The organism is Amycolatopsis sp. NPDC104775 (assembly GCF_055583325.1).
Genome location: NZ_JBVJOE010000001.1, coordinates 1128276 through 1145095, shown reverse-complemented (window position 1 = coordinate 1145095; position 16820 = coordinate 1128276). Strand labels below are relative to the sequence as shown.

The window sequence follows — 16820 nt, the reverse complement described above, 5'->3', positions numbered from 1 at the left end:
GCCCGCCGGAAACGCACCGGCACCCGCGCCGGCCGCCGTCGTGCATTCCCCGAACGGATGCGGGACTGCGTCGTGACTACCCTGCTCGCCCAGATCGCGCAGAAAGCCGCCAATGGCCTGCGCGAGTTCGGCCGCATGTGCGCGCTGGGCCTCGACGTCATCCTCGCCATGTTCCGCCGCCCGTACCAGGTGCGGGAATTCGTCCAGCAATTCTGGTTCATCGCGAGCGTGTCCATCTCGCCGGCGATCCTCGTCTCGATCCCGTTCGGCGCGGTGATCTCGCTGCAGCTCGGTTCGCTCACCAGCCAGATCGGCGCCCAGCAGTTCAACGGTGCGGCGAGCGTGCTGGCCGTCGTGCAGCAGGCGAGCCCGATCGTGACGACGCTGATCATTTCCGGCGCGGGCGGCAGCGCGATCTGCGCCGACCTCGGCGCGCGCACCATCCGCGAGGAGATCGACGCGATGGAGGTGCTCGGCGTTTCGGTGATCCAGCGCTTGGTGGTGCCGCGCGTGCAAGCGGCGGTGCTGGCCAGCGTGCTGCTCAACGGCCTGGTCAGCGTGGTCGGGGTGCTCGGCGGGTATTTCTTCAACGTCATCGTCCAGGGCGGCACGCCCGGCGCCTACCTGGCCAGCTTCAACGCCCTCGCGCAGCTGTCCGATCTCGTGGCCAGCTCGGTGAAAGCGGTCATCTTCGGCTTCCTCGCCGGAGTCGTGGCGTCCTACCGCGGCCTGAATCCCAAGGGCGGCCCGAAAGGCGTCGGCGACGTGGTCAACCAGTCGGTCGTCATCACGTTCCTGTTGCTGTTCTTCGTCAACACCGTGCTCACCGCCCTGTACCTGCAACTCGTTCCGGCGAAGGGGACCTGAGTGGCCAACCTCAGCAAACCCGGCGACAAGCTGTTCGATCTCGGCGATCAGCTGGTGTTCTACGTCCGGGCCCTCGCGGCGGTTCCGCTCGCCGTGACCCGCTACTTCCGCGAAGTCGTGCGCTTGCTGGCCGAGGTGACGTTCGGCAGCGGCGCGCTCGCGGTGATCGGCGGCACGATCGGCGTCATGGTCGGGCTGTGCGTGTTCACCGGCGTCACCGTGGGGTTGCAGGGGTTCAGCGCGCTGAATCAGATCAACATCTCGGCGATGACGGGATTCCTGACCGCGTACTTCAACACCCGCGAGATCGCGCCGCTCGTCGCGGGGCTCGCGCTTTCGTCCACTGTGGGCAGCGGGTTCACCGCCCAGCTCGGCGCGATGCGGATCTCCGAGGAGATCGACGCGCTGGAGGTGATGGCGGTGCGGAGCATGCCGTACCTGGTGACGACGCGGATCGTCGCCGGGTTCGTCGCGATCATCCCGCTGTACGTCATCGGGCTGCTGATCTCCTACCTCGGCTCCCGGCTGACCACGGTTGTCTTCTTCGGACAGTCCGGCGGCACTTACGATCACTACTTCACGCTGTTCCTTCCGCCCGGCGACGTGCTGTGGTCGTTCGGGAAGGTGCTCGTTTTCAGCGTCGGCGTGATCCTCACGCACTGTTTCTACGGTTACCGCGCGAGCGGCGGCCCGGCCGGGGTCGGCGTCGCGGTGGGCCGGGCGGTGCGGACGTCCATCGTGCTGATCAGCGTGCTCGATTTGTTCCTGTCGCTGGCGATCTGGGGCGCGACGACCACGGTCAAGGTGTCCGGATGAACCGGATGGCCACCCAGCTCGCCGGGGTCGCGTTCCTCGGCGTGCTCGCCCTGCTCGGCTATCTCGCGGTCGCGGTCTACGACAAGGACTTCGACGACTCGGCGCTGGTGACGCTGGAGTCCGACCGGGTCGGCAGCCAGCTCGCGCCGACCGCCGAGGTGAAGGTCAAGGGGGTGCCCTTCGGCGAGGTCCGGGCGGTGCGCGCCACGCCGGCCGGCGCCGAGATCGACCTGGCGCTCGACCCGGCGAAGATCGGGCAGCTGCCGCGCAACGTTTCCGCGCGGCTGCTGCCGAAGACGGTGTTCGGCGAGCGGTACGTCAACCTCGTGCTGCCCGCCCGTCCGGTCGGCGCGTTGCGCGCGGGCGACGTCATCGGGCAGGACCGGTCGAGCAACGCGATCGAACTGGAGCGCGTGCTCGGCGACTTGCTGCCGCTGCTGCGCGCGGTCCAGCCGGAGAAGCTGAACAGCTCGCTCGGCGCGATCTCGCTGGCGCTGGACAACCGCGGGAAACCGCTCGGCGACAGCATCGTGAAACTGCGGGATTTGCTGGCCCAGCTGAATCCCTTGCTGCCGCAGTTCAAGGCGGACATCACCGGGCTCGCCAACGCGGCCGACGTCTACACCGGAGCGGCACCGGACATCCTCCAGGCGCTGAGCGATTTGTCGACCACCGCGAAGACCATTGTGGACACTCGCGGCGACCTCGGGAAGCTCTACTCGAGCGTCACCGGAGCCGCCGGGAACCTGAACGACTTCCTGCGGAAGAACGCGGACAACATCATCGGCGTCTCCGCCGCGAGCCGGCCGTCGCTGGAGCTGCTGTCGCGGTACTCGCCCGAATTCCCGTGCCTGTTCGACGCGGTCAACCGGCTCAAGCCGCTGATGGAGAAAGCGCTCGGCAAGGGAACGAACGAACCGGGCCTGCACGTGACGCTGACTGTCCAGGACCCGCGTGACAAGTACGTGCCCGGCCGCGACAGTCCGCGCTACGACGCCGTCGGCGGGCCGAAATGCTACGGCGGTGGCGCGGCGGCCGCGGGTGCCGCTGAGGGTGATCTCGGTCCGGCGAACTCGCTGGGAGAGCGCCGGCTCATCACCGAACTCCTGAAACCCACCCTGGGCGACGTGCCCGACTGGAGCAGTGTCCTCATTGGACCTGCGCTGCGCGGAACGGAGGTGACTGTCCGATGAGGAGCATCGCGGGCCCCGCGTTCAAGGGCCTGGTCTTCTTCGCCGTCACGGTGTGCGCGACCGCGGTGCTGGCGATCACGATCGCCAATTCCACCGTCGGCACGACGGTCGGCTACACCGCCCGCTTCACTGACGCGACGTCGGTCAACCCCGGCGACGAGGTCCGCATGGCGGGCGTGCGGATCGGCCAGGTCGACGAGGTGCGCGTCGTGGAGCACCGGCTCGCCGACGTCACGTTCTCCGTCGACCGCACCCACCGGCTCACCGCCGCGGCCTCGGTCGTCATCCGCTACCGCAATCTGGTCGGGCAACGCTACCTGTCGGTCGACCCCGGTCCCTCCGGCGCTTCGCCGACACTCGCCGACGGCGCGCTGATCCCGCCGGACAAAACAAAACCGGCGCTCGACCTGACCACCTTGTTCAACGGCTTCAAACCGCTCTTCCAAGCGCTGTCGCCGAAGGACGTCAACCAGCTGTCCTTCGAGATCATCCAGGTCCTGCAAGGCGAAGGCAGCACGATCGAAAGCCTGCTCCAGCACACCGCGTCGCTGACGTCCACCTTGGCGGGCAAGGACGCGGTCATCGGCAAGGTGATCGGCAACCTCAACACGCTCCTCGACACCGTGAACGCACAGGGCGACCAATTCGACGCGCTCGTGGACACGACGGCACAACTGGTCACCGGCCTGGCCGCGGACGCGAAACCGATCGGGCAGGCCATCGGCGGGCTCGGCGAGCTGACCACGTCCACCGCCGCGTTGCTGCAGGACGGCCGTCAGCCGCTCAAGGACAGCATCGCCGCGCTCGGCGACCTGTCCAAGAACCTCGCCGACAACACCCCGGTGTTCGAGCAGTTCATCGCCAATCTGCCGAAGAAACTCGACCGCATCGGCACGATCTTCTCCTACGGCTCGTGGGCGAACATCTACCTCTGCTCCGTGCGGACCGACGCGAAGCCCGCGCCCGGCGGCCCGCTGCCGGGCATTCCGGTGACCGCTGCGAGGTGCCGGTGAAACCGCCCAGGATCAAGCCGTTCCGCCTCCGCAACCCGATCGCCGTGGGCGCGGTGACCGCGCTGGTGATGGCACTCGTCGGCACCGCGACCTTCTTTTCCGACGACCTGCCGGTCCTCGGCGGCGGCACCACGTACAAGGCGGAGTTCCGCGAGGCCGCCGGGCTCAAGCCGAACGACGAGGTCCGGATCGCCGGGGTGAAGGTCGGCGAGGTCACCGGCGTCGGGCTGACCGGCGGGCACGTCGAGGTGGCGTTCCGCGTCAAGGACGCCTGGGTGGGCAACCGGACGACCGCGGCGATCAAGATCAAGACGCTGCTCGGCCAGAAGAACCTCGTGCTCGACCCGGTCGGCGACGGCGAACTGAACCCGGACCAGCCGATCCCGGTCGAGCGGACGAGCTCGCCCTACGACGTCACCGCCGTGTTCAACGACCTCGCCGGGACCGTCGGCGCGATCGACACGAATCAGCTCGCGCAGGCGTTCCGCACGCTTTCGGACACACTCGGCGCGTCGGCTCCCAGCGATGTCCGGGCCGCGTTCAGCGGGGTCGCCGCCCTTTCGCAGACGCTCGCCTCCCGCGACGACGAGCTGGTCAAGCTGTTCCAGAACACCAACAAGGTGTCGAAGACCCTCGGCGAGCGCTCCGGCCAGATCCAGGCATTGATCCGCGACGGCAACACGCTGCTCACCGAACTGAACAACCGCAAGGACGCGATCGCGAAGCTGTTCAGCGGCGTCAAGAACCTTTCGATCCAGCTTCGCGGGCTGGTCGCGGAAAATCAGAAAACTCTGGGGCCCGCGCTCGACCAGCTCGACCGCGTCGCGACTGTGCTCCAACGCAACCAGGGACATCTCGAAGACAGCCTCCGCCTGGCCGGTCCCTTCTACCGGCTGCTCGGCAACGCCGTCGGCAACGGCCGCTGGATCGACACCTACCTCTGCGGGCTCGTCCCGTCCGGCCCCGCGCCGGGCAGCTGCCAGCCGCCGAAGAACGGGGGACGCTGATGGCGCACCACCTCATCGACCTCGGTGCCCGGGCGCGCCAGCGGGCGAGACTGCGCGCGCTGGCGCTCGGCGTGGTGTGCGCGCTGCTGATCACGGCCGGGTGGCAGGTGGCGGCGGCACCGCACGACCGGACCGTGACCGCGTACTTCACCGCCGCGGTCGGCATCTACCCGAATTCCGACGTCCGCGTCCTCGGGGTCGCCGTCGGCTCGGTGACCGAGGTCGAGCCGCACGGCACCGACGTCAAAGTCACCATGAAGCTCAAACCGGACGTGCAGTTGCCCGCCGGCGCCGGCGCGGTCGTCATCACGCCCAGCCTGGTCGCCGACCGGTACGTGCAGCTCACCCCGGTGTACACCGGCGGACCCGAGCTGGCCGACGGCGCGTCGATCCCGCGTGAGCGCACCGCGACGCCGGTCGAGGTCGACGACCTGCTGCGCAGCCTCAACCAGCTGATGTCGGCGCTTGGCCCGCAGGGGGCCAACAAGGACGGCGCGGTCAGCGACGTCCTGACCAAATCGGCCGCCTACCTGAACGGCAACGGCCAGACGATCGGGCAGGCGATCAAGAACCTCGGCGAATTCGCCCGTGCCGCCAGCGATTCCAAGGACGACCTGTTCAGCTCGGTCGACAACATCAGCAAGTTCACCGCGATGCTCGCCGCCAACGACGGGCAGGTGAAGCAGGCCATCGCCCAGATCGCCTCGCTCAGCAAGGTCCTCGCCGACCAGCGCGACCAATTCTCCGGCGCGCTGACCGAACTGACGAAGGCGCTCGGCGTCGTGCAGGGGTTCATCAAGGACAACCGCGGCAAAGTGCAGTCCAATGTGGACAAGCTAGCCGGAGTCACGAAAGTCCTCGTGGACCAAAAGAACTCCCTCGCCGAAGCGCTGAGCGCGGCTCCGAACGCGCTGACGAACCTGCTGGGAGCCTACGACGCGGACGCCGGCGTCATCGACGGCCGCGGCAACCTCCTCGAATTCCCGGAGACGAAATGAAATCCCTGGCCAAGAATGCCGCGGTGCTGACGCTGGTGCTGGTCACCACCGGCTGCGGGACCGGGGTGAGCGTCTACGACCTCCCGCTGCCCGGCGGCGCCGCGCTCGGCGACCACCCGATGCACATCACCGCGAGCTTCGCCGACGCGCTGGACCTGGTCCCGCAGTCCGGGGTCAAGGTCAACGACGTGCCGGTCGGCCGGGTCGCCCGGATCGCACTCGCCCCGGACGGGCGCAGCGCGATCGCGGACCTGGTGGTCAACGGCGACGTCGACCTGCCCGCCAACGCCGTGGCGCGGCTGCGGCAGGCCAGCATCCTCGGCGAGAAATTCGTCGAACTGGCCCCGCCGCCGGAAGCCACGCCCTCGGGCAAACTCGTCGACGGGGCGGTTATCCCGCTCGACCGGTCAACGCTGACCCCGCAGATCGAAGAGGTCTTCGGCGCGCTTTCCCTGCTGCTCAACGGCGGCGGGGTCGCGCAAGTCCAGAACATCAGCCACCAGCTCAACGAGGCACTCGGCGGCAAGGAGACCGCGGCCCGCAGCTTGCTGTCCAGTTTGGACACTCTGGTTAAGGGCCTCGACGAACAGCGCGGCGAGATCACGCGGGCCATCGACAGCGTCAACAAGCTCGCCGAGACGCTGAACGCGCACACCGAGCAGATCACCACGACGCTCAACGGCCTGACTCCCGGCATCAGCGTCCTCAACCAGCAACGGGACGCCCTGGTCGGCATGCTCAAGTCGCTCGACGGCCTGACTTCGGTCGCGGTCGGCACGGTCAACCGCAGCAAGGACGACCTGGTCGCCGATCTCACCGCTCTCGCGCCCTTGCTGCGCCGGCTGGCCGAGTCCGGCGACAAACTGCCGAAGGCGATGGAGATGATCTTCACTTTTCCGTTCCCGGACGCCGGGCTGGACGCGATCCGCGGCGACTACCTCAACGGCTTCCTGAAGACGGGGCACTGATGCTGACCCGGCTCGTGCGCGTCCAGGTGACGGTGTTCGTCGTCATCGCCGTCGTCGGTGTCGCGTACGTCGGAGCGGTTTACGCCGGTCTCGACAAAGTATTCTTCAACCGCGGCTACACGGTGAAGGCTCAATTCCCGACCGGTGGCGGCATTTTCTCCAACGCCGAGGTCACCTACCGCGGGGTGCCGATCGGCCGGGTCGGCGAGCTCCGGCTCACCTCCGCTGGGATGGAAGCGGATCTCGTCATCGACTCCGGCACCGCGCCGGTCCCCGCCGACACCGAGGCCGTCGTCGCCGACCGGTCAGCTGTCGGCGAGCAATACGTCGACCTGCGCCCGCGCACCGACGGCGGGCCAGCCCTGCACGACGGTTCGGTGATCACCCAAACCGACACGAAAATCCCGCTGCCAGTCGACACTGTTCTGTCTACTGTGGACTCCTTCGCCGCATCGGTGCCCAAACCGGCGCTGCGCACGGTCGTCGACGAGCTGTACAACGCGACTTCCGACGCGGGTCCCGCGCTGGACCAGCTGATCGGTCGCGGCATCGAGTTCGTGCAGGCGGCGAGCACGCACGTCGCTCCGCTGACTCAGCTGGTCACCGACGCGCACACGGTCCTCGACACCCAAGTGCAGCAGGCGGACGCGATCCGCAGTTTCGGCGCCAACGCCAAACTGCTCGCGGCCATGCTCAAGCAATCCGACGGGGACCTCCGCACGCTCATCCCCGCGGTGCCCGCCGCCGCGGACGAAATCGGCTCGCTGATCCGCGACTCCGGCCCGCAGCTGGGCGTGCTGCTGGCGAACCTGCTCAGCACCGCGGACGTCCTCGAATCCCGGCAGAGCGGGCTGCGGCAACTGCTGATCACCGCGCCCCGGGCGGTCGCCGCGGCCGGTGCGGTCGTCGGGCCGGACGGCGCGCATTTCGGGCTGTCACTGACGTTTTTCGATCCGCCGCCGTGCACGAGCGGATACTCGACGCCGTACCACGACGGCCTCGACACCTCGACCAGACCGCTGAACACGGCCGCGCGCTGCGCGCTGCCGAAGGGCGACCCGACGAACGTGCGGGGTTCGCAGAACGCACCGGGAGGACAGCCGTGAAGATCTCCGCGTGGCTGGCCCAGACCGCCGCGGTCCTCGCGACCGCAGCGGCCGGATGGGCCGGGTACACCTGGTGGCAAGCGGCGCACGACGACGGCGTCGCCCGTGCCGTCGTCCGGGAAGACGCGTTGCGGGCAGGGCGTTCCGCGATCACCGGACTGACCACTTTGGACTACCGGCAGGCAGCGGCCGGGTACCAGCGCTGGCTGGACGCCTCCGCCGGAGCGCTGCACGACGAACTCGCGCAGGACCGCCAGGGCAGCCTCGACCGGATCGCGCAGGCGAAAACCGTCACCACCGGCAAGGTGACCGACGCCGCGGTGACCGAAGTGGACACCGGAGCGGGCACCGCGAAACTCATCGCGGCCGTCGAACTGGTCGTCGCCCCGGACGGACAGGAAGCCGTGACCAAGCGCTCCCGGTTCCAGGCGGGCCTGACCCGCGGCCCGGACGGCTGGCGGGTCACCGCACTGGGCCAGGTTCCGGCAGGGGAGGCACCGTGACGACGCGGACGAAGAAGCGGGTAGTCAAGGTCGCCGGACGCCGCCGTGAACCGGTGGGGGCATCGGAGGACTCGGTCCGGGAACCGTTTGCTGAGGCCGAAAAGCCTGACGCGCCGGGCCAGGAACCTGACGCGGAGGCCGATGCGTTGGACCCAGAAGCGAGCGTGGAAGCCGAAACGCTCGAGGAACCGGACGTGGAAGCCGAAAAGCCGGACGCGAGGAAACGCCGGACACGGCTGGCATTCGCGCTCGCCGCGGTGATGATGGCCGCACTGGCGGTGTGGTTCACCTTCGAAGCCCGCACCACGAACGCGGTCGTCGCCCACAACACCGCGTTGTCCGACGCGGCGGGCACGGCGGACGCGACGAAACAGATCAGCGCCGCGCTCGGCACCCTTTTCTCCTACCGCTACGACGATCCGGCCAAAAACGAGCAGGCGGCCAAGGATCTGCTCACCGGACCCGCGCTCGCCCAGTACAGCCAGCTCTTCGGCCAGGTCCGCAAACTCGCCGCCGACCAGAAACTCGTCGTGGCCTCGACCGCGGTCGCGTCCGGCGTGAAACTGCTCGACGGCGACCGCGCGGCGTTGCTGGTGTTCCTCGACCAGACCGGCACCAGGGGCGACGGGCAGCACAGCACCGGGGCCGCACAGCTGAGCGTCACGGCGGAGCGGGTCGGCGGGAAGTGGCGGATCACCGGGATGTCCGCGGTGTGATCCCGCCGCCTCAGTCTCGCTGACCTGCGTCCCGCGGTCCAGGCCAGGGGACACCTTCGAACTGGGCCGCAGTCTTGGCACTGCGGCCGGATCCGTTCCGGGCAGGTCAATTCACGTAAGGGTCGCGCGGCGGGCGAGAATCAACTCGAACCGGTCGTCCGGATCCCAGAGCCCGCTTTCAGCTGCCGGGCGCGCGGGCGGTTGCGGGATGGATCGCCAGCCCCTTTGCCGCCTCACGGACCTTCCCGCGCCAGGACCGGACGGCTGAGCGCCACGCCTAGGTCAGGGTCGCGCGAAGGGCGAGAATCAGCTCGAACCGGTCGTCCGGATCCCACAGCCGCCCCTCGAACATCGCCTCCAGCTCTTGGGCGCGAGCGCGGACCGTCTGCGGATGGATCGCCAGCCGCTCCGCCACTTCCCGCACGTTGCCGCGCGTTTCGAGCCAGGCGAGCAGCGTCGCGGCCAGGCGGCTGTACTGCTTCGAGGTCAGTTCGGCCAGCGGAGCCAGCCTGCGGCGGGAGACGTTCGCCGGGAGCAGTGGGTCCTTGTGCAGCAGCAGCGTCGCGAGATGGTCGGTGCACCAGGTCAGCGGCTCGTCCGGCAGCGCGTGGGCCGCGACGAGCTGCAACGCCTCGCGGGCCGCGGTCAGCGAGCGGCCCGCGCGCGGCGGCGGCACCGGGGGCCCGACCGCCGCCCGGTGGCCCGACAGCGCGGCGGCGAGCGTGTCCCGTTCCTCGGGCATCGCCAGCAACAGCCGGGGTGCGGCGTCGTCGAGGTCTTCGAGCGCGTCGAGGCCCGAGATGTCCGCCGGTCCGTCGAGGGCGACCGCCACCAGGCGGTGCGGCAATGGCCACGCGGCGTCGGCGGCGGCTTCCTCGAGGGTTTGGATGGGGGTCGGCGGGTCGGAGAGCAGCAGGTCCAGCAGACGTCGGCGGCGGCGTTCCCGCGCACCCGTCGCCCGGGTCCGCGCGGCCGCGTGTCCTTCCACCGAGAGCGCCGACAGCTCGTCGATGTAGGCGAAGATCGCTTCGGCCAGCAGGCACAGCGTCGCCGACGGCACCCCGGCGCGCGTGCCCACTTCGGCCATCCGCCGCCAGGTCACGCGCGCGCCGATCCGGTACGCCGCTTGGAGAACGTCGAGATTGCGGCCCTGCTCGAACTCGTGCACTCCCAGTTCGACGAACACCTTCCGGCGCTCGTCCGAAACCGCGCCTCCGGCGGCGATCCGCTCGACGAATTGCAGGATCGCCGTCTGCACACCGCCCCGCAACGCGCGGCCGAACGGCCCGTCGAGCGGTTGCGCGTAACCCGGGACGGTGCGCTGGATTTCGCGCAGCACGTCGTCGGCGACGTCCAGCAGCCGCGGCCGGAACACCGCGGCCAGCTCGCGGGGGAGCATCGCCCACAGCCGCCCCGGCCGTCCGTCTCCGTGCAGCATCGGTCCGAAGGCTGTCTCGCCGGACAGTCCTGTCACAGGCCTCACCACTTCGCTGGGATGGCGGCGGGGGTCAGGAGCCGAGCAGCGCTTCCGCGCGCAGGGCGATCTCCAGGTCGAGCCGGTCGTCAGCGTTGTCGAGCCGGTCCCCGAACAGTTCGGTGAGCTGGTGCATGCGGTACCGGACGGTCTGCGGGTGCACCTTGAGGATTTTCGCGATCTCGGGCGCGCTGCCGCGCGACTGCAGCCAGATCAGCAGCGTTTCGCCGAGCCGGGCGCGCTGTTTGGGCGTGAGGTCGTTGAACGGAGCCAGGCTGCGCTCGCACAGTTCCCGGACCAGGAATTCGTCGGCGAGCAGCCAGAGCGTCGAGAGGTGGTCCGCGCAGTGCGTCACCGGAACGTCCGGCAGCACGCCGCGCTGAATGAGCCGCAGCGTCCGGCGTGCCCAGAGCAGCGACCGGGGCGCGTCGGTGAGCCGCACGGCGGGGCCGACCACCGCCCGCCAGCCGGGCAGCCGCTCGGCGAGGTCCGCCAGTTGCTCGTCCGGAGCACCGGCGACCAGGCACGGTTCGCTGCCTTCGAGGTCGACGAGGACGTCGGGGTGCAGGTCCGGCGTGGCGAGGCGGTGCTGGCCGGAGCGCGGTTCGAGAGCGACGACGGTGACCTCGTCCGGCAGCGACCACTGCGCGGCGGTGGCCTGTGCGGCGATCGCCTGCGGCGCGGACGGCGGATCGGCGAGCAACAGGTCGAGCAACCGGCGCCGGCGGCGCGCCAGGTTCCCGGCCGCCCGGGTCTGGGCCGCGGTGTAACCCTCGATCGACAGCGCGGAAATTTCGTCCACGTAGGCGAAAATGGCCTCGGCTCCGGTGCACAGCGTCTCCGCGGGGAGCCCGACGGTCTGCCCGAACTCCGCGATGTGCCGCCACGCGACCCGCCCGCCGACGCGGTAAGCGGTTTGCAGACAATCGAGGCTGCGGCCCTCCGCGAACTCGATCTTGCCGAGGTTGCGGAAGATCGCGGTCCAGCCGGCCGAGGGCGCGGCGGCGGGCTTGCCGACGCTGTCGAGGCACTGGATGATCGCGTGCCGGACCCCCTGCGTGATGACCTGCCCGAACGCGCCTTCGATCGGCTGGCGGTATTCCGGCACCGCCAGCTGCACCTCGCGCAGGATGGCCTTCGCCAGCGGATCGACCCGCGGCGTGAACCGGGTCGCCAGCTCCCGGGGGAGCGACGCCCACAGCCCGAGCGCGCTCGAAGCGCGGACGGGCCGGGTCTCCGCGGAGACCCGCGGGGCGGGAGGGCGGACTGGTTCGGCCGGCCCGGACTGCGGCCGGACGGCAGGCCCGAGCGGGCGTTCGCCGGCCCGCGGCCGGTAGTCCCGCAGTGCGGGACGGGCGAATCCGGAGTCCACTTCGGTCATGTTTTTATCCTTGCTGGCAACAAAACCGGCCTCTTCGTCCTCGGAGCCGATCCAGATTTTGTGGCACAGGCAACATAATTTCACGAGAACGGCAGTGTCAACGGGCCGGAGGCCGCCGTATCCGTCCCCCGACAGGACTACACCCGAACGGGTGGAAACGGGTGGGCGGAGGTGATACCCCGGCGGCCGCCGAATGCTATGCGGATGACAATTTTGCCGCAGTCGTTTTCGTGCCCGCGACCGACTCCGCGAGACGGGCGGCCACTTCGTCCACCGTGAGGCGGGCGGGTTCGGTGTCCGCGACGAACTCTTTCAGCAGCAGGCAAAAACCGTCCGGATCGGACACATGCGGAAAGTGTTTCGCGTTTTCCCGCACGACCAGCCTGCTGTCCGGCAGCAGTTCGGCGGTCCGGCGCCCGTGCGCGACCGGGATGAGCGGGTCGCGGGCGCCCCAGACCAGCAGCATCGGCACCGATTCGGCCAGGTACAGCTTGTCCGCGGCGCTCGCGCGCTGGCCGCGCAGGTCGAGCAGGCTGCCCGCGATGGCCAGGAACGCCCGCCGCCGCGCGGGATCGGCCAGCGACCCGAAATGCCGCGCCAATTCCTGTGTTTCAGTTTTCAACGACCCGCCGAGCCGGCGGCCGAGCCGGGCCGCCTCGCGAGCGAGCGAGAGCGTCGGCCGGTTGACCGTCAGCGCGAGCACGACGGCCGCGCCGGGCAACGCGGCGGCACGGAGCACCCAGCTCACTTCCGGGCCGAGCCCGGCGCTGCTGACCAGCACCAGCCGTTCGCACATTTCCGGGAATTGGTAGGCGAACTGCATCGCTATGCCGCCGCCGAGCGAATGGCCCACGACGGTGGCGTGCCGGATTCCGGACACCGCGAGCACGTCGCGCACGATGCTCGCCATCGCGCCGAGGCCGTAATCCGTGCGGGGCGCGTCCGAACCGCCGTGCCCGGGCAGGTCCAGCGCCAGCACGCGCCGGTCGAGCGCGGCGGCGCGGTCGAACACCGGCGTCCAGGTTTCGATGCTGCCCGCGATCCCGTGCAGCAGCACGATCGCTTCGTCGCCGGTGCCGGCGGCGCGCCGGTATTCGCGCACCCGGACGCGGCGGCCGTGCAGGGTGAGGTGGTAGGTGTCGAGTGTCATCGGAAGCCTTTCTCGGGAATCCGAAATTAGGGCGCCGGCTTGCTCGCGCGCTGTGGCAAACGCCACTGTGCGGGAATTCGCGACGGGAGTGACAGGAAAGAAAAGAAAAAAGCGTTCGCGCGTGCGAGTTTTCCGGTGCTGCGGCACGGGTTGTCGACATCGCGGCGCTGCCCGGGTCATCCTCGGCGGATGGTCGCAACGACGCACCGGGCGCGCTGATGTCGTGCCGCGCCACGATTCATTTCGCCCGCCAGGAGCACCCGCCGCCTTCGCCGCGGCCGGTCCGCGGCTCGTGGCGGAGGGTTTTGCCGGTGCCGGTGGGCAGGGTGCCGTGCGGGATGGAACGCCGGGAGTCCCGGACGGTGTTCGCGCGTTCGTTCCGTCGGCATTGGTTCGGTCGCGAGCGCCGGTTGGCCGCGTCGGGGTTGCCTGTGGCCGGTTCTGTCGTGCGCTGAGGTCGCGCCGGTCCCGCTCGCCAAGGCCGCGCGCCGCGGCCGGTCGGCGGTTTGTGCCGGTGGGCAGGTTGCCGTGCCGGGCTGAGCGCCGGGTGGCTCGGGTCGCGTTCGTGCGCTCGTTCGACCGGGCTCGGCTCGGTGGCGCGCACGGGGGTTGCTTATGGTCGCTTCTGATGCCGTGCCGGGCCGCGGTCCATTTCGCCTGCCAGGGCGCGTTCGGTCTTCGTCGTGACCGGGTGTGCCGGAGGACAGGACTGTGTTCGTGCTTTCGTTCCGCTGATACTGCCTCGATCGCGGGTGCCGGTCGGGGTTGCCTGAGGTCGGTTCTCCGGTGCGCTGATGTTCACCCGCCCTCCACCTTCGCCGTCGTCGCTCCCCGATCGTGCGGAGGCTGCCGCCGAGGTCGTGCGTTCGTCCGCCGGTATCGGCTCAGTCGCGGGCACCGGTCGGCCGTGACGGATTGTCGGCGGTTCTGCCGTGCGCTGCTGTCGTGCCGGACCACGGTTCACTTCGCCTGCCAGGCGCACGGCCCGGCCACGTGCCCCGGGTCAGTTCTCCGGCGGGCGATGTGCGCGCATGAGGCGCTGGGCGCGCAGGGCCAGCTGCATGCCGAGCCGGTCGTCGGCGTCTTTGAGCCGGTCGCCGAAGAGGTCTTCCAGCTGGCGCAGCCGGTTGCGCACCGTCTGCGGGTGCACGCCGAGCCGTTGCGCGATTTCCGGTGCGCCGCCGCGGGTTTCGAGCCACGCCAGCAGGGTTTCGCTGAGCCGTTCGCGTTGTTTGGCGCTGAGCGAGGCGAACGGGTCGAGGCTCTGCCGCGCCAGTTCGGCGGCGAGGAAATCCTCGGCGAGCAGCCAGAGCGTGGCCAGGTAGTCGCGGCACCAGATCACCGGGCCGGGCGTGTCCGGACCGGACAGCTGCAGCGCCCGGCGCGCGGTGCGCAGCGCGGCCGGCGCGTCGGCCAGCGGCACGGTCGGCGACACGGCCGCTCGCCAGCCTGCGGGCATAGCCGCCAGTGCGGCCAGATCGGTGTCCGGGTCGCTGGCGAGCAGGTGCGGCTCCGGGCTGTCGAGGTCGGCCAGGACGCCGTCGCCGAGCGCATCGGCCGGGAAGTCGGCGGAGCCGGGACCGCGCTCCAGCGCGACCAGCGCGGCCGTCTCGGGCAGCGGCCATCCCGCCCCGTTCGCCAGTTCGGCGATGCTGCTCGCGGAGCCTTCCGGAGCTTGGACGATCAGCTCCAGCAGTCTTCGCCGCCGGCCCGGCACGGCGCCCTCGGCGACGGCCTGTGCCTCCTGGTAGCCGGCGATCGCGGTGGCGCACAGCTCGTCGACGTAGGCGAAGATGGCCTCCGCGCCGACCGAGATGACGGCCGGGTCGACGCCCGCGGCGACCACGGCGGGGTGCATCGCTCGCCAGGCGACCCTGGCCCCGGTCGTGGCGGTGTCCTGCAGTGCGTCGAGGTTGCGGCCCTCGGCGAACTCGACGCGGCCGCGGTCGCGGTAGAACTCGATCCACTCGTCGTGCGGCAGGTCCGGGGCCCCCATCGAGTCGACGCAGTGCAGCACCGCGTACTCGACGCTTTTGACCAGGACTTTCCCGAAAACTCCGGTGAGCGGCTGGCCGTAGGCCGGGACGGTGCGCTGGGTTTCCCGGATCATCGCGGCCGCGGCGTGCGCGGCGTGCGGGCGCAGGCACGCGCCGAGCGAGCGCGGCAGCGAGGCCAGCAGGTCGAAGCTGCGGTACTCGACCACGAATCCCCCTTTCGAGGCGCTGGTGCGGGAGGCGAGCGTAGCGGAAAGCGGGCGTCACTAAAAATCAACGAACAGCCCCGGAATGAGGGACGGGAACGCGCGCTTTTGACATCGGACGAGTGATCGTCCTACGCTCCGTGCCAGCTGGTGCCGGTTATTCCTGAACCGTCGATTTCCGAGTAAGGGATTAAATCGTCGTGCACAGTTCCGCCGCCCCCGACTCCTCGATCTGGGCCCGTCTTCCGCGCCGGCTTGGCGACGCGGTGCGGCCGCGGATCCCGGAGATCGCCCGCGCCTGCGTCGACGCGATCGCGGCCGAGGTGCCGGAATATTACTCGTGCTTCAGCCGCGACCCCGGCCGCGCGACCGCGATCGAGCGAACCCGGCAGGGGATCGAACGGGACATCGACCGCGTGGGCGCCCCCGCGATGTGGCAGAGCGATCGGCTCGCGGATTTCCGCGTCCACGGGCGGGCGGCGTTCCACGAAGGACTCAGCCGCGAGTCCGTGCAGGCGGCGGTGCGCGTCGCGAGCCGGGTCATGTGGCGCTGGATCTCCGACATAGCACAGGAAACCGGCCTTTCCGGCGACGTCGTCTACGGCATGGCCGAGGGGATGCTCGGCGATGTCGAGACGGCGATGGCGGCGGTCGCGGAGGGCTACAGCGAGGCCGAGTCGGAGGCGTCCGGCGACGGCGAGCGGAGCCGCCGCGTGCTTCGCGCACTGCTGAGCGGGGAAGCGGACAGCCTCGTCCCGGGGTCCGGGCCGCCGCTGCCCGAACGCGTCGCGGCGGTGGCGTTCCGGGCGCTGCCGGGCGCGCCCGCGTTCCCGCCGGGACTGCTTCCGGACCACGTCCTCGCGGACCCGGCGGGCGATCCGCCCGCCGCGCTGTCCGCCGCCCCGGACACCGATCTGGCCCGACTCGCCGAGCTGCCCGCGGGCTGGACCGCGGCGGTCGGCCCGCTGGTGCCGGCCGGATCGGCACCCGAATCGTTCCGGCTCGCCCGCCGCGCGGCCGACCTGGCGGCCCGGGGACTGCTGGACGCGCCGGGCCCGGTCGTCTGGTGCCGCGACCACGTGCCCGCGCTGCTGCTGCTCGCGGACGAGTTCCTGGCCGCACAGTTAGCCGAGACGACGCTGGCTCCGCTCGCCGGGCTGCCCGAACGGCGCCGAGGGCAGCTGGCGGAAACCCTGCTGGCAGTGGTCCAGACCAGAGGAAGCGCCCCCGAACTCGCGCGGATGCTGGACCTGCACCCGCAGACGGTCCGCGCGCGGCTCAAAACGCTCGCCGAGTTGTTCGGGGAGCGGCTGACCGATCCTGGCGAGCGCCTGCGGCTGGAGCTGGCGTTGCTGGCGGAACGGGCGCTGCGGGACCAGGAGTGAAATGCGTGCGTGCTGAGGGCCTTCGGCGATGTGCGCGTGGGAC

General features: G+C 70.2%; 15 protein-coding genes. 11 read left to right on the top strand and 4 right to left on the bottom strand.

Features of this window, described 5'->3' with window-relative positions; genetic code table 11:
* The first annotated feature begins 135 nt into the window (after positions 1 to 135).
* Genes ACZ63D_RS04975 through ACZ63D_RS04930 form a run of 10 tightly spaced genes read left to right on the top strand, consistent with a single transcriptional unit; the run spans position 136 to position 9187 of the window.
* On the top strand, positions 136 to 867 hold the full coding sequence (locus ACZ63D_RS04975; protein ID WP_465353694.1) for an MlaE family ABC transporter permease: 732 nt from the start codon (positions 136 to 138) through the stop codon (positions 865 to 867).
* Complete coding sequence (locus ACZ63D_RS04970) at positions 868 to 1683, top strand: MlaE family ABC transporter permease (RefSeq protein ID WP_465352988.1); 816 nt, start codon at positions 868 to 870, stop codon at positions 1681 to 1683.
* Complete coding sequence (locus ACZ63D_RS04965; RefSeq protein WP_465352987.1) at positions 1680 to 2876, top strand: MCE family protein; 1197 nt, start codon at positions 1680 to 1682, stop codon at positions 2874 to 2876. Before ACZ63D_RS04970 ends, ACZ63D_RS04965 begins: the two co-directional genes overlap by 4 nt.
* Entirely contained in the window at positions 2873 to 3889 is a 1017-nt protein-coding gene (locus ACZ63D_RS04960) for an MCE family protein (RefSeq protein ID WP_465352986.1), read from the top strand. The genes ACZ63D_RS04965 and ACZ63D_RS04960 overlap by 4 nt, the downstream gene beginning before the upstream one ends.
* A complete protein-coding gene (locus ACZ63D_RS04955) occupies positions 3886 to 4896 on the top strand; it encodes an MCE family protein (RefSeq protein ID WP_465352985.1) in 1011 nt (336 codons plus the stop codon). Before ACZ63D_RS04960 ends, ACZ63D_RS04955 begins: the two co-directional genes overlap by 4 nt.
* The gene (locus tag ACZ63D_RS04950; RefSeq protein ID WP_465352984.1) at positions 4896 to 5894 is read left to right on the top strand and encodes an MCE family protein; all 999 of its coding nucleotides are present in this window, start codon (positions 4896 to 4898) and stop codon (positions 5892 to 5894) included. Before ACZ63D_RS04955 ends, ACZ63D_RS04950 begins: the two co-directional genes overlap by 1 nt.
* Positions 5891 to 6862 carry an MCE family protein gene (locus ACZ63D_RS04945; protein ID WP_465352983.1) on the top strand — a complete coding sequence of 324 codons (972 nt, stop codon included), beginning with the start codon at positions 5891 to 5893 and terminating at the stop codon, positions 6860 to 6862. Before ACZ63D_RS04950 ends, ACZ63D_RS04945 begins: the two co-directional genes overlap by 4 nt.
* A complete protein-coding gene (locus ACZ63D_RS04940; protein WP_465352982.1) occupies positions 6862 to 7968 on the top strand; it encodes an MCE family protein in 1107 nt (368 codons plus the stop codon). Before ACZ63D_RS04945 ends, ACZ63D_RS04940 begins: the two co-directional genes overlap by 1 nt.
* Entirely contained in the window at positions 7965 to 8471 is a 507-nt protein-coding gene (locus tag ACZ63D_RS04935; protein WP_465352981.1) for a hypothetical protein, read from the top strand. The genes ACZ63D_RS04940 and ACZ63D_RS04935 overlap by 4 nt, the downstream gene beginning before the upstream one ends.
* Entirely contained in the window at positions 8468 to 9187 is a 720-nt protein-coding gene (locus ACZ63D_RS04930) for a hypothetical protein (RefSeq protein ID WP_465352980.1), read from the top strand. Before ACZ63D_RS04935 ends, ACZ63D_RS04930 begins: the two co-directional genes overlap by 4 nt.
* Before the next feature lie 277 nt (positions 9188 to 9464).
* On the opposite strand, the gene ACZ63D_RS04925 is transcribed toward ACZ63D_RS04930, so the two are convergent.
* The 4 genes from ACZ63D_RS04925 to ACZ63D_RS04910 form a co-directional block, all read right to left on the bottom strand.
* Positions 9465 to 10661, bottom strand: a complete 1197-nt coding sequence (locus ACZ63D_RS04925) for a PucR-like N-terminal domain-containing protein (RefSeq protein WP_465352979.1) — start codon at positions 10659 to 10661, stop codon at positions 9465 to 9467.
* 34 nt (positions 10662 to 10695) lie between these two features.
* A complete protein-coding gene (locus tag ACZ63D_RS04920; protein ID WP_465352978.1) occupies positions 10696 to 12042 on the bottom strand; it encodes a PucR-like N-terminal domain-containing protein in 1347 nt (448 codons plus the stop codon).
* A 196-nt stretch (positions 12043 to 12238) separates the two neighbouring features.
* Positions 12239 to 13192, bottom strand: coding sequence for an alpha/beta fold hydrolase (locus tag ACZ63D_RS04915; protein ID WP_465352977.1), 954 nt, complete (start codon positions 13190 to 13192; stop codon positions 12239 to 12241).
* Positions 13193 to 14195: 1003 nt separating this feature from the next.
* Positions 14196 to 15395 (bottom strand): PucR family transcriptional regulator, encoded by a 1200-nt coding sequence (locus ACZ63D_RS04910; protein ID WP_465352976.1) that lies wholly within the window; start codon positions 15393 to 15395, stop codon positions 14196 to 14198.
* A 197-nt stretch (positions 15396 to 15592) separates the two neighbouring features.
* On the opposite strand from ACZ63D_RS04910, the gene ACZ63D_RS04905 reads away from it, so the two are divergent.
* On the top strand, positions 15593 to 16777 hold the full coding sequence (locus ACZ63D_RS04905) for a PucR-like N-terminal domain-containing protein (RefSeq protein WP_465352975.1): 1185 nt from the start codon (positions 15593 to 15595) through the stop codon (positions 16775 to 16777).
* Positions 16778 to 16820: the final 43 nt, after the last annotated feature.

Coding starts and splice junctions, on each gene's coding strand:
- ACZ63D_RS04975 (WP_465353694.1), top strand. CDS start 136: ATGTGCGCGCTGGGCCTCGACGTCATCCTCGCCATGTTCCGCCGCCCG.
- ACZ63D_RS04965 (WP_465352987.1), top strand. CDS start 1,680: ATGAACCGGATGGCCACCCAGCTCGCCGGGGTCGCGTTCCTCGGCGTG.
- ACZ63D_RS04960 (WP_465352986.1), top strand. CDS start 2,873: ATGAGGAGCATCGCGGGCCCCGCGTTCAAGGGCCTGGTCTTCTTCGCC.
- ACZ63D_RS04950 (WP_465352984.1), top strand. CDS start 4,896: ATGGCGCACCACCTCATCGACCTCGGTGCCCGGGCGCGCCAGCGGGCG.
- ACZ63D_RS04945 (WP_465352983.1), top strand. CDS start 5,891: ATGAAATCCCTGGCCAAGAATGCCGCGGTGCTGACGCTGGTGCTGGTC.
- ACZ63D_RS04940 (WP_465352982.1), top strand. CDS start 6,862: ATGCTGACCCGGCTCGTGCGCGTCCAGGTGACGGTGTTCGTCGTCATC.
- ACZ63D_RS04920 (WP_465352978.1), bottom strand. CDS start 12,042: ATGACCGAAGTGGACTCCGGATTCGCCCGTCCCGCACTGCGGGACTAC.
- ACZ63D_RS04915 (WP_465352977.1), bottom strand. CDS start 13,192: ATGACACTCGACACCTACCACCTCACCCTGCACGGCCGCCGCGTCCGG.